We start from the raw sequence: 13,143 nt of genomic DNA, 5'->3' as shown, positions 1-13,143 counted from the left end.
CTGTGCAGCGTAATAGGTTCTTGGGCGATATTCTGTCGACATTGTTTGAGCGACGTGCCGCGTCTCTCAAGGCGGATGACACGCGCGACATCTATGCGCTGTGTCGCGCTTTGCTTTCTGAGGAAGGCGAAGTGTCGGGGCAAAAACTGGCTGGTGGTATTCTGGATCGCTACCGTGCGCTGACGGACGAGGGTAAGGCCGCCTTTTTCCATATGCTGAATGATGCGCTGGACATTGACGCACAGGCCTTGGCGAACCTTGCTCTTCACTACGCCGACGCGCCCACCACCGAAGTTTTCAAACACCTGTCACGCGCGGCTGAACCCAAACGGCAAGAGTTGCTGCGCCGTCTAAACCAAACACCGGGAGCGACGGCCGACCTTGTGGGGATGCGGGCCGATCTGCTGCGGGTGATCAAGAACGCACCCGATCTGGAGCGAACGAACCTGGACTTTGTTCATCTGCTGCGCAGTTGGTTCAATCGAGGGTTTTTGGTTCTTAAGCAAATCAACTGGGACACCCCGGCCCGCATTCTCGACAAAATCGTCGCCTACGAAGCCGTGCATCAAATCAGCGACTTGGACGACTTGCGCCGTAGGTTGTACCCGCCTGATCGCCGTTGCTTTGCCTTCTTTCACCCGGCCATGCCGGATGAGCCGCTCATCTTTGTCGAAGTTGCGCTGAGCGCGGACATTCCCACTTCAATCGATGCTGTTCTGTCTGAAACCCGCGAACCACTAGAGGCGCACGAGGCCAAAGTCGCGGTGTTTTACTCCATTTCAAACTGCCAGAAAGGGTTGGCTGGCATCAGTTTCGGCAACCTGCTGATCAAACAGGTCGTCGCCGAACTGGCGCTCGAGTTTCCTCAACTCACCCATTTTGTGACTTTGTCGCCCATTCCGGGTCTGACCCGCTGGCTGAAAAACCAATTGGATGACCCGGATTGCGCCGATGTGGCCAAGGCTATGCTGGAAGGCGACACGCCGCCTGAAGACGTACGGATTCTTGCCGCCCGCTATCTTACCCATGCCAAGCGAGAAGACGGCCTGCCCGTCGACCCTGTCGCTCGGTTTCATTTGGGCAACGGGGCCGAAATCCACGATATACATGCTGGCGCAGACAGTTCAGACGCGGGCTTGGCACAGTCGGGAGGGGCAATGGTGAACTATCTTTATGACCTCTCTCAAACCGAGCGTAATCACGAGAACTTTGCCCTCAATGCCGGGGTTGCAGCGTCCAAGACCGTGACCACAATGGCTGCCGCACCGTTTACAACAAGACCCAAGGAACTTTCGTCGTGACCAACACCCTTTACGATGCATTGATTGCACCACATTCCAACAACCCGGCCCCATTCCTTGATCTTGATGACGGGTCGCGCTGGTCTTACGCCGACTTTGTTGGACGGGTTGCACAATTGGCCCACGTGCTGAGCGGCGCTGGGGTCGCAGCAGGTGACCGAGTGGTGGTGCAGGCCCCAAAATGCGCAGACGCGATTGCGCTCTATGGCGCTGCCGTACAGGTGGGCGCGATCTATTTGCCGCTCAATACGGCCTACACTCAAAGCGAAGTACGCTATTTTGTTGATGATGCCGCACCGTCTTTGGTGGTGTGTGATCCATCCAGCCTGACCGAAATGACCGATGTTTGCGCAAGTTCGGACATCCGAGTCATGACGTTGGCGGCAGATGGAACAGGCACACTGAGCCGTGCTGCGGATGATCATCCAAAGGCATTTGAGACGGCGGCGCGCGGTCCTGATGATCTGGCCGCGCTGCTTTATACGTCGGGCACTACGGGGCGTTCGAAAGGCGCGATGCTCAGCCACAAGAACCTGCTGTCCAACGCGGTGTCTCTGACCGATCTGTGGCAGATCACTGATCAAGACCGTTTGATCCATGCACTGCCCATCTTTCACACCCATGGCTTGTTTGTCGCCATGAACACCGCCCTATTGGCTGGCGCTCAGGTGCGGTTCATGCAGGCGTTCAACGTGGATGCAGTGATTGAAGAACTGCCCAAGTCAACGCTGCTCATGGGGGTGCCGACGTTCTACACCCGCTTGTTGGATGATGACCGCCTCACCCGCGATCAGGTGGCAAACATGCGACTGTTCATTTCCGGCTCTGCTCCATTGCTTGCAGAAACGCACACGGCCTTTGAGCAGCGTACAGGCCATCGTATCCTTGAGCGTTATGGGATGACCGAAACGAACATGATCACTTCGAACCCTTATGAGGGTGAACGTGTGGCAGGCACGGTAGGCTACCCATTACCGGGTACCGAAGTGGTGCTGACCAATGATGGCGCGCCTGTTCAGGCTGGCGACGTCGGGATGATCGAAGTGCGCGGTGACAACGTTTTTCAAGGCTATTGGAACATGCCTGAAAAGACGGCCGAAGAGTTACGTGACAACAGTTTCTTTATCACCGGCGACCTGGGTGTCGCTTCTGAAGATGGGCGGATCAGCATTGTCGGTCGCCAAAAGGATCTTATCATCTCAGGTGGTTACAACATCTACCCCAAAGAGATTGAGGACGTGATCAACGATGTCGATGGCGTGGTCGAAAGCGCCGTCTTTGGCATCGCTCACCCGGACTTTGGTGAAAGCGTTCTTGCGGCTGTGGTGCTGGAAGACGCAAGTTCTGACGATTTGGATGTCGCAACCCAGGTTGAGCCTCACTTGGCCCGGTTCAAACATCCAAGACGTTACATTGTGATGGATGCCTTGCCGCGCAATACAATGGGCAAAGTGCAAAAGAACGTGCTGCGGGAAACCTACAGCTAATTGGAAAAAAGGGGCGCTGGACTGATTGACCGCGCCCCTTTTGCATTTACCCGATGATGGCGTTCAGCGTTGGTGACGGACGCATGATCGTTGCCGTCTTTGCCGGATCGGTGCGGTAGTATCCGCCCAAATCTGCCGCCGGGCCCTGGGCCGCGGCCAATTCGGACAAGATCGCCTCTTCACCTGATTGCAGGGCTTCGGCGATAGGCGCGAAATGTGCGGCCAGTTCAGCGTCGTCACCTTGAGCAGCCAAGGCTTCTGCCCAGTAGCGCGCGAACCAATAGTGGCTGTCGCGATTGTCCGGCTCACCCACTTTGCGCGAGGGTGAACGGCCGTGATCGAGAATGCCTTGAGTGGCCGCATCGACCGCAGCACCCAATACGCGCGCTTTTTCATTGCCCTTGGTGTCTGCCAAGAAGGTGAGGCTTTCACCCAGCGCGCAGAATTCGCCCAGACTGTCCCAGCGCAGGTGGTTTTGTTCGACCAACTGTTGAACGTGCTTTGGAGCCGACCCGCCTGCACCAGTTTCAAACAGGCCGCCGCCATTCATCAACTTGACGATAGACAGCATCTTGGCCGACGTCGCGAGTTCCAGAATGGGGAACAGATCAGTCAGGTAGTCGCGCAGCACGTTGCCAGTGATCGCGATGGCATTTTCACCCTTTGTGATTGTCTCGAACGATGCGCGTGTCGCTTCGCGTGGCGCCATGATTTCAAACTTGTCCGCGACGCCCTTGGCCTCAAGGATGGGTTTCACATAGGCGATCAGTTGCGAGTCGTGTGCACGGTTCGCATCAAGCCAGAAGATCGCGCGGCACCCTTCGGCGCGCTGGCGGTCGATGGCGAGGTTCACCCAATCCTCAATCGGCGCCTTGCGGGTTGAGGCCGAGCGCCAGATGTCACCTGCTTCGACGTCGTGCTGATGCAAGACAGTGCCGTCGGCGAGGATCATCTTGACCGTGCCTGCTTCTGGCATCTCGAAAGTGGTCGGATGCGAGCCGTACTCTTCGGCTTTTTGTGCCATCAGACCGATGTTCTGTACGGTTCCAGCCGTGGCCGGGTTCATCTTGCCGTTCTCTTTGAAGAACTTGATCGTTTCGTCATAAACGGATGCATAGGAGTTGTCGGGGATGACGCAGTTGGCATCCGCCTCTTTCCCGTCCGGGCCCCAGCCCTTGCCGCCTGCGCGTATCAACGCAGGCATCGACGCGTCGATGATAACGTCAGACGAGACATGCAGGTTGGTGAGCCCTTTGTCGGAATCCACCATGTACATCGGCGGGCGGGCGGCCATGCAGGCATCGATATCCGCCATGATGTCGGCATTGCCTTCAACACGCGCCAGCAGATCGCCAAGACCGGAGTTCGGGTTCACGCCAAGGTCGTCCATTGCGGCCCCGTGCTGTTCGAACACCGGAGCAAGGAAGGCTTTGACAGCGTGCCCAAACAGGATCGGGTCGGACACTTTCATCATTGTCGCCTTGAGGTGCAGGGAGAACAGGGTTCCGTCTGCCTTAGTCTCTTCGATTTGCTCAGCGAGGAAGGTCTTGAGCGCGGCAGCGCTCATGAATGTCGCGTCAACGACGGTGCCTGCTGGATAGTCGATGCCGTCCTTTAACACCGTCTCGCCGGACGCTGTTTGCAGCACGATCTTGGCTGTCGTCGCCGCAGGCAGCGTTGCGGAAACTTCGTTGGAGAAGAAATCGCCGCCGTCCATTGAGGACACTTTGGTTTTGCTGTCCGCCGACCAGTCGCCCATGCGGTGTGGGTTTTTCTGGGCAAAGCTTTTCACGGCCTTGGCCGCGCGGCGGTCGGAGTTGCCTTCGCGCAGGACAGGGTTCACAGCCGACCCTTTGATGGAGTCGTACTTGGCCCGAATGGCCTTTTCTTCGGCCGTTTCCGGGGCATCAGGGTAGTCGGGCAGGGCGAAGCCTTGCGACTGCAATTCGGTGATTGCGCCAACCAGTTGCGGGACAGAGGCCGAGATGTTCGGTAGTTTGATGACGTTTGCCTCAGGCGTCTTCACCAGTTGCCCCAATTCGGCAAGGTCGTCGGACTGACGCTGTGCCTCTGTCAGGCTTTCCGGGAACGTGGCGAGGATGCGGCCTGCAAGGCTGATGTCCTTGGTACCGACGGACACGCCCGCCGCGGCTGCAAATTTTTGGATGATGGGAAGAAAGGATCCAGATGCGAGTTCCGGTGCTTCGTCCACTTTGGTGTAAATGATATCGGACATGGCAGCCTCCTGAGGGTCTAAGCTGCGGCCTCGTTACCCGATGCGAACATGTTCGTCTACAGTATACCGCTGCATACCGAGGTGCGCCAATGTCGCACCTCACCTGCCGATGATGACCGCCTCCTTAATCCAGATGGTACCGTCAGAAGAAACCAGCTTGAGCAGCAGGGCGGTTTCGTAGCCTCACCGGATGTAGGCGGCGCCCGCCTCAGGACGATCCCCGGCGTCGGACCGATCACCGTCGCCTCGATCGGAGACGGGCATCAGTTCTCCAACGGGCGCAGCTTCGCGGCCCCGCTTGGCCTCACGCCGCTCAATCAATCGAGCGGGAGCAGGGAACGGCTTGGGCGCACTTGAAGATGAGAGACCGCTACATCGGCCGATTGATGGTGCTCGGCGCGACGTCCCGGATCAAGCAGTTCCAACAACGACCCAATCAATTCGTTCCCTGGTTCTCCGACATTCTTGAGCGAAAGTTTCCAAAGCTCGCGACCGTCGCCATGGCTAACAAGATCGCCTGCATCATTTGGGCAGTGCTCACGCGAGCATCGGAATACAGGATCAGAGCAACCTAACGACAGGAGGAAATAAACCAAAAAGCAAGACGCAGGAAGTGATGGCAAAGGTCAGCCCAACAATCCAGACACCCTGTGCTTTGTCCCGGACCTCCCGCGTCCGCTCTGCAGATTGGGACTCGATCCGCGGAACGCATCAGGGCCAGCGGTCAGATGCACCACGCAAACAGAACGGACACAAGACCGATTCTGACCAAACTCCCACAACAAAAAACGTCTTGCTTTGCAGGAGCCATCCACACAGAACAAAGATGCCAATTCCATGTCTTGGATCGGTCGGGAGCCGGAGAAGTTTGTCGTCTATCTTTTGAACGCCTTTGGAACAACTCTCAGCTTTGTCATCCGGTCGTAAAGAGTATTTCGCGGTATACCTAGCTGTTCCGCAGCTTTGGCGACCTTGCCATTTGTCGAAACCAGCGCCTGTTCGATGATTTTTTTCTCATGTGCTTCCAGGCGCTCGGTCAGCGAGCCACCTTCTGCAACAAAATGATCTTCATCAAACTCTTCAAGCATCGCGCGGTTCTCCAACACCAGCGTACGATGCTCTAGTGCCCGTCGCATCACGTCCGCCAAACGCTGAGGATCGCACGGTTTCTCGAGGTATTCATAAGCGCCGAAACGCACGGCTCGCATGGCAGTGGAGACGTCGGAATGGCCAGTCAACAGTACAACAGGCAGATTGGGATCACGAGCTTGCGTAAAATTCAGCACATCGAAGCCGTTGTGGTCGGGCATTTTAATGTCTGACAGGATCACCCCGCGGAAGTTTGACCGGATCGAGCGCCGCGCTTGTGTGAAGCCGTTGGTTGGAATGGGTTCGAGGTCTGCTAGCTCCAACGCCTGCTCAATGGAAGCTCGCAACACAGGGTCATCCTCGATAATCAGCACCTTCTTAAGCATTGTCTTCCTTCAGGATCGGCAAGGCGAGTTCAAACTCTGCACCGTCGTCCAGATTGTAACAGTTAAGGGTACCTCCGAACCGCATGACGATCCCGTGTGACAAGGCCAGCCCCATGCCAAGGCCTTTGGATGCGCCTAGGTCTTTTGTTGTATAAAACGGTTCGAACACCGATGACGGGTCGTCGATGCCATGGCCAGTGTCAGTCACTGTCAGAACGCTGTTTTTCTCGTTGGTGTAGAGTATCAACGACAATACCTTCCGCTCAGATGATGCCATCGCGTCGAGCGCGTTTGTCAGGAGGTTCAACACGACTTGCTGCAAACGGATATTTCCGGCCAGAACAGGCGTGGGAGCATCCGGCAGGTCGTTGCGTAATGTCACTCCGGCTGCTTTGATATCTTCGCACATCAGATCAAGGGCCGAAGCAACAACTTCTCCAAAATCGACGCGTTCTGTTGGTGCGATTTCCTGACGCGCAAACGTGCGCAGATTGCTGATGATCCGGATCATGCGTCGAACCTGATCCGAGATGAGCGTAAAATTCTGAGCCGCCGGGTCCGGTTTGCTCCGCGCGAGAAACTTTTGCCCGTTTTCAGCAAAGTTCAGGATCGCCGCGAGCGGCTGATTCAATTCGTGACTGACGCCCGCCGATAATCGACCCAAAGCCGCCAGCTTGGATGCTTCAACCAACGCGTCCTGCGCGCCGCGTAGTTCAAGACTGCGGTCCTCAACGCGGTCCTCAAGTTGAGAGGAATACGTCTCTTCCAGCATACGACGTCGGCGCTGCTGCAACGCTACCGTACCGATCAAACCCAACACGACCGCACCGGCAAGCACGAGGATTGCGGCCAAGCTTGCTGTGGCACGTGCACCGCGGGTTTCGAGAAAGATAACCCCAGTCAGTTCAAGGTGGGGTATGAACTTTTCCGTCTTAATGACCTCCAACGGACTGCCGTCAGGAGGTCGAAACCGCCAGAGCTGCAGCGCCCGACTGCGTGACATTGCAACAAGGTCGAAGGCGGCCAGCTCGGGATCTTCGCTGCGCGACAAGTACAGCAGGTCAGGGCGGTTGGACGAGAATACAATCTCTGCAACGTCAAAAAAAACGATTGCTTCGGGCGACACAGGCCATTCGAACTCCAGTGCCGCAAGCGAGACATTGACAACGATCATTCCCTTCGGCCGCTGACCCTTCACTAAGACGCCCCGGCTGAGCCTTATGATCCGCTCTCCATCCTCGAGCGCCTGGCCAAAACCCAAGCGGTTGTTTTCTGCTGCCCGCAGCAAAGCACGCGGGTACTTCGGGTCAGAGTTATATCCTGCCGAGTTGATCAAAAACTGCCCGTCAGTATCCGTTAAGTCGATCCGCCACGCACCATATGTGGCCTCAAAGGTCTCTAGGACCCTTTTTGCTTCGGTGAATTGTCGGTTTTCAAGCGCCTCAACCACCTGCACATCTTTTGCGATGACGTTAGCAAGAGCACGATAGCCGTCTACTTGCAGCCGTAATCGGCTGGACGCTTCACTCAGACGAACAGAACCTTCTTCACGTAGCGAGAGAAGCTCACGATGAAGCGTGTTATGGTAAACGACCGAGGCTAAACCCGCCACTGACAAACCAAAGATTATGTAAGCAGCTAGTAATTGGATTCGTGTTTGAGCGAGGAGCTTCATCAATTGCAAGTTTGTCCGAGATTTCGGAAAAATTCACAAGCATCGTTTTTCCAATCCGCTAAACGACTGAAAATTAGATGGAAAAAAATCCACAGATTCGCACTTGCTCTAAACCGCTGCCTTTACGTTCTTACTACTACCGGCGCGGAGGAGCGCCTGCATTGGAGGAAAACCATGAAAATGATACTGAAGGCTGCTTGTATCGCAGCCGTCACCGCAGGTCCGTCAGTGGCCTTTGCCGCCTGTGATGACGGCGAAATCGTCGTCAAGTTCAGCCACGTCACCAACACCGATAAGCATCCCAAGGGGATTGCGGCTACGCTACTTGAGGAGCGTGTGAACGCTGAGATGGACGGTAAGATGTGCATGGAAGTCTTCCCGAACTCTACTCTTTACAACGACAACAAAGTGCTCGAGGCAATGCTTCAAGGCGACGTGCAACTGGCCGCGCCTTCTTTGTCGAAGTTCGAAAAATTCACCAAGCAGTTCCGGATCTTCGACCTTCCCTTCATGTTTAACGACATCAATTCGGTTGAAGCGTTCCAGGCGTCCGACGCCGGTCAGGCGATGCTTGACAGCATGCAGCGTCGCGGACTCCAGGGTCTTGCCTACTGGCACAACGGCATGAAGCAGATGTCAGCCAATGTGCCGCTTGTTGCACCTACCGACGCCAACGGCTTGAAATTCCGCGTGCAGTCCTCTGACGTGCTCGTGGCCCAAATGGAAGCCATCGGTGGCTCGCCACAGAAAATGGCGTTCTCCGAAGTTTATGGCGCGCTGCAGCAGGGCGTTGTGGATGGACAAGAAAACACCTGGTCAAACATCTATGGCAAGAAGTTCTTCGAAGTGCAGGACGGTGTAACCCAAACCGATCACGGCATCATCGATTATCTGCTGGTCACTAATATCGACTGGCTGGAAGGCCTGCCTGATGACGTCCGCACGCAGTTCGTGACCATTGTGGCCGAAGTCACTGATACACGGAACAAAGAATCTACGGACGTAAACGCAGAGGCCAAGCAGGCAATAATCGATGCCGGCGGCGTTGTGCGTACACTGACGCCTGAGCAACGCCAGGCTTGGGTTGATGTTATGAAACCTGTCTGGGACAAATTCGCAGGCGATGTGGGCCAGGAAAACATTGATGCGGCCCAGGCGATCAACGCTTCGATGACAAACTGAGACAAGGTGCCCGGATAGAACAATCCGGGCACTCGTTTCTACCAAGCGGGCGTTACTGAACGCAGTCGTCGTAAGCCCATGGGAATGCACATATCGGGGGAAAGTTCATGGCCGCGCCATCAAGCCCATCCAGTTGGTTTGACCGCCTCGAGGAGACGCTGATCGGGCTTATCCTCGGCATCATGACCGTCTTAACCTTCGCTAACGTCGTTGCGCGGTACGCTTTCAATGCCAACATCTTCTTTGCGCTGGAGCTGACAGTTTTCCTGTTTGCTTGGCTTGTTCTTTTGGGCGCAAGCTATGCAGTCAAAAAGAATCTGCACTTAGGTGTTGATGCCATCGTCAATCTGGCGTCACCCGCCACAAGGCGACATTTGGCTCTGTTGGTGGTCCTTATTTGTCTGACCTATTCGATGTTGCTGTTGAAGGGCTCTTGGGATTACTGGGCGCCCTACGCCAACCTTTACCCGACTTCGGGTCGTTGGTTCCCGACTGGCTTTGAACAAGTGCGCGGGCAAGGCTGGTACGAGACACAAGACATTCCTGTGCCGGCTTTTCTGCGTTGGCTCGAAATGGTCTTCAATGAGGGATACGAGTACGAAAAGCTGCCTAAAGTCGTCCCCTACTCTGTGATGCCACTTTCGGCGCTTCTGCTAGTGATCCGCTTTACCCAAGCTGCACGTCGCGTGTGGCGCGACGAACAAGAGATGCTCATAGTTTCCCACGAGGCCGAAGAAGAGGTGGCCGAAGCAGCCGCCAAACTAAAGGACTGAAGCCGTGGAAATCCTACTTCTCTTCGTGATGGTGATCGGCTTGATGTTGATCGGTGTGCCCATCGCCATCTCGCTTGGTTTTTCATCGATACTGTTTCTGTTGATTTTTTCGGACACGTCGATGGCTTCCGTCGCGCAGACGCTGTTTGAGGCCTTCGAAGGACACTCAACTCTCCTGGCGATTCCGTTCTTTATCCTTGCGTCCAGTTTCATGTCGACGGGCGGGGTTGCGAAAAGAATTATCCGGTTCTCGATCGCGCTGGTTGGACATCTGAGGGGTGGCCTGGCGATTGCTGGCGTCCTGGCCTGTATGATTTTTGCCGCGCTTTCAGGTTCATCGCCCGCAACGGTGGTCGCCATCGGAACCATCGTGATCGGGGCGATGAGACAAGTGGGTTACACCAAAGAGTTCGCGGCCGGTGTGATCGCCAACGCAGGCACGCTGGGCATTTTGATCCCGCCGTCCATCGTAATGGTCGTCTACGCTGCCGCCGTTGAGGTCTCGGTCGGGCGCATGTTTCTGGCTGGAGTGATTCCGGGCCTGATGGCTGGTTTAATGTTGATGATCGGCATTTATGTCATGGCACGGATCAAGAACATGCCCAAGGGAGAATTCGCCGGTTTCAGCGAGATTTTTGCGAGTTTCCGCGCCGCGATATGGGGTCTTTTGTTGATTGTAATCATCATGGTCGGGATCTACGGCATCCCGGGCTTTACCGGTGCAATTTTTACGCCAACTGAAGCTGCAGCTGTTGCTTCGGTCTATGCGTTTATCGCCTCCGCCTTCATTTATCGCGATGTAGGACCCTTGGCTGGACAACAGAGTCTTCTGCGCAAGCCGTACGCGCTTGTGACGGCCTTGTGGCACCCCGACACGGTTTCCACGCTGCGCGATGCGGGCAAGCTTATAATCACGCTGATGTTCGTGATTGCTAACGCGCTCTTGCTGAAGCACGTGATCACCGACGAACAAATCCCCCAGCAGATCACCGAAGCGATGCTATCGTACGGGCTTGGCCCTGTGGCATTCCTGATCGTGGTCAACGTGATCTTGCTGATTGGCGGACAATTCATGGAGCCCTCGGGCCTTTTGGTAATTGTCGCTCCCCTGGTATTCCCCATCGCCATCGAGCTTGGAATTGATCCGATTCATCTGGGCATTATCATGGTGGTCAATATGGAAATTGGGATGATCACTCCTCCTGTGGGGCTGAACCTTTTCGTAACAGCAGGTGTCGCGAACATGTCGATGATGGGTGTGGTGCGCGCGGCTCTGCCTTTCCTTGCAATCATGTTTGTGTTCCTGATCCTCGTGACATACGTGCCTGCGATCTCGACAACATTGCCCAATGCCGTGATGGGGCCTGAGATTATAACTAAGTAAAACCGCTGTTAGCCGCAACACGGCGATGGGTCGTCAGAAAAAGTTCGCGTTGCGCGACGAACCGGTTGTAGCCCTTCAACTGCCCAAACGGGCTTCTCGGCCAATTGGTTGCCAAGCCGCTTCAAGCTACCCTTGTGGTAAGCTGCGAAGTAGGTAAATGCGTGATGCAGTTTCACTGGGGTCTGCCGATGCAGTTTATGGACGAACTTCTCGATCTGGCGGCCATGCCAGTCGAAGCGTTTTCCGCAAAGGCTTCCACTCTCGTGCGGTTCTCCCTTCTTGACTGGATGGTCTGCGGGCTCGCAGGCAGGCGGGAACCGCTGGCCGAAAAAATGCGCGCACTGGCCAGCGCCGAAGGTGGCAGGCCGGTTGCGTCGATAATTGGAGGGACAGCTGCACCGGCGCGGATGGCAGCGCTTGTCAACGGTGCGACCAGCCACGCGCTTGACTACGACGACACACATTTCGCCCATGTTGGCCACTTGTCTGTTGCGATTTACCCGGCTGCTTTGGCGGTTGCGGAAGAATTGAACGCCGGCGCTGGCGATGCCATGGCGGCTTTCCTAGTCGGCGCGGAGGGGGCGATCCGCGTGGGAACTGTGCTGGGCCGGTCACATTACAATCGCGGCTTTCACCAAACCGCAACGAGCGGCGCCTTTGGGGCAACCTTAGCGGCGGGGCGTCTCCTTAGTTTGGATCGTGACCAGATGCGGGCGGCTCTGGGGCTGTGTGCGACCCGTGCCTCGGGCTTGAAATCGCAGTTTGGGACGATGGGAAAACCCTACAACGCGGGCATTGCCGCAGCGAACGGAGTTGAATGCACCGCGCTGGCACGTCTCGGCTTTACATCGGCCGATGATGGGATTTTTGGCATGCAGGGCTTTGTTGAAACCCATACGCGACAGGCAGAAGAGGCAGTGCCGACGGGTGAATTCCTTTTCGAGGACAACAAGTACAAGCTTCATGCCTGTTGCCACGGCACGCATTCCATGATCGAGGCGCTTTTGGTGGCCGCCGCGGAAAGGCCTTTGGCATTGGGTGCGGTGGTAGGCATGAGACTGACGGTCAATCCACGCTGGCTTAGAGTCTGTGACATCAAAGCGCCGCGCAGTGGTTTGGAGGTCAAGTTCAGCTACGCTTGGCTTGCTGGCATGGTCTTGCGGGGGGATCTGACCGGAGATGACCGTGTCTATACAGACGCGTTAGCCAAAGATGCAACACTTTCGAATTTCGCGCGCCGGGTAGATGTGATCGGGGACGAGAGTGTGACCGATCTGGAGGCAGTTGGAGTGCTGCATCTCAGTGACGGAAGTGAGATACCGCTGCATTACGATTTGGCCGAGTCGATGCCCGAAGAGATCCTCGCGTTCCGACTTCGCCATAAGGCACAAGCCATACTGGGCGAAGAAGGCGCCGCTCTTTGGGATATGCTGGATGCGCTTGAGACCCATTCAGCGCGTGCAATCGGCGCACGGCTGAGTCAAAGCAATGAACAGTTGTGAACAGCTGATCGCTTGGACCTCAGCCGAAAATTCCAATCAAGATTGTCATCCGACCACTTCGAGACGAATACGGTAGAGCGCATAGAGTTTGGCAGGTCCGGCATACTGCTTGAACTTGTCGTCGACTT

General features: G+C 56.0%; 10 protein-coding genes. 7 read left to right on the top strand and 3 right to left on the bottom strand.

Annotated elements, in window-relative coordinates:
• Positions 1-2: 2 nt before the first annotated feature.
• Both DHN60_RS06440 and DHN60_RS06435 read left to right on the top strand, forming a co-directional pair.
• Positions 3-1,301, top strand: a complete 1,299-nt coding sequence (locus DHN60_RS06440) for a malonyl-CoA decarboxylase (protein WP_108836464.1) — start codon at positions 3-5, stop codon at positions 1,299-1,301.
• Positions 1,298-2,788 (top strand): malonyl-CoA synthase, encoded by a 1,491-nt coding sequence (locus DHN60_RS06435; protein WP_108836463.1) that lies wholly within the window; start codon positions 1,298-1,300, stop codon positions 2,786-2,788. Before DHN60_RS06440 ends, DHN60_RS06435 begins: the two co-directional genes overlap by 4 nt.
• Positions 2,789-2,834: 46 nt before the next feature.
• Here the strand turns inward: DHN60_RS06435 and DHN60_RS06430 are convergent, their stop codons facing one another.
• Complete coding sequence (locus DHN60_RS06430) at positions 2,835-5,024, bottom strand: NADP-dependent isocitrate dehydrogenase (RefSeq protein WP_108836462.1); 2,190 nt, start codon at positions 5,022-5,024, stop codon at positions 2,835-2,837.
• A 48-nt stretch (positions 5,025-5,072) separates the two neighbouring features.
• Between DHN60_RS06430 and DHN60_RS06425 the strand changes: the two genes are divergently transcribed.
• Positions 5,073-5,381, top strand: coding sequence for a transposase (locus tag DHN60_RS06425; protein WP_108836461.1), 309 nt, complete (start codon positions 5,073-5,075; stop codon positions 5,379-5,381).
• A 518-nt stretch (positions 5,382-5,899) separates the two neighbouring features.
• Here DHN60_RS06425 and DHN60_RS06415 read toward each other — a convergent pair.
• Together DHN60_RS06415 and DHN60_RS06410 are read right to left on the bottom strand one after the other, a co-directional pair.
• Positions 5,900-6,499, bottom strand: coding sequence for a response regulator (locus DHN60_RS06415; protein ID WP_108836459.1), 600 nt, complete (start codon positions 6,497-6,499; stop codon positions 5,900-5,902).
• On the bottom strand, positions 6,492-7,955 hold the full coding sequence (locus DHN60_RS06410; RefSeq protein ID WP_159089135.1) for a sensor histidine kinase: 1,464 nt from the start codon (positions 7,953-7,955) through the stop codon (positions 6,492-6,494). The genes DHN60_RS06415 and DHN60_RS06410 overlap by 8 nt, the downstream gene beginning before the upstream one ends.
• Before the next feature lie 399 nt (positions 7,956-8,354).
• On the opposite strand from DHN60_RS06410, the gene DHN60_RS06405 reads away from it, so the two are divergent.
• The 4 genes from DHN60_RS06405 to DHN60_RS06390 all read left to right on the top strand — a co-directional run bounded on the left by DHN60_RS06405 (position 8,355) and on the right by DHN60_RS06390 (position 13,015).
• On the top strand, positions 8,355-9,356 hold the full coding sequence (locus DHN60_RS06405; protein ID WP_234423569.1) for a DctP family TRAP transporter solute-binding subunit: 1,002 nt from the start codon (positions 8,355-8,357) through the stop codon (positions 9,354-9,356).
• A 107-nt stretch (positions 9,357-9,463) separates the two neighbouring features.
• On the top strand, positions 9,464-10,129 hold the full coding sequence (locus DHN60_RS06400; protein ID WP_108836456.1) for a TRAP transporter small permease: 666 nt from the start codon (positions 9,464-9,466) through the stop codon (positions 10,127-10,129).
• A gap of 4 nt (positions 10,130-10,133) precedes the next feature.
• On the top strand, positions 10,134-11,513 hold the full coding sequence (locus tag DHN60_RS06395) for a TRAP transporter large permease (protein WP_108836455.1): 1,380 nt from the start codon (positions 10,134-10,136) through the stop codon (positions 11,511-11,513).
• Positions 11,514-11,677: 164 nt separating this feature from the next.
• Positions 11,678-13,015 carry an MmgE/PrpD family protein gene (locus tag DHN60_RS06390; protein ID WP_108836454.1) on the top strand — a complete coding sequence of 446 codons (1,338 nt, stop codon included), beginning with the start codon at positions 11,678-11,680 and terminating at the stop codon, positions 13,013-13,015.
• The last annotated feature ends 128 nt before the right edge of the window (positions 13,016-13,143 follow it).

The sequence above is a fragment of the Tateyamaria sp. Alg231-49 genome (assembly GCF_900143535.1).
Lineage (GTDB): Bacteria > Pseudomonadota > Alphaproteobacteria > Rhodobacterales > Rhodobacteraceae > Tateyamaria.
This window is presented reverse-complemented; position numbering and strand designations above follow the sequence as displayed.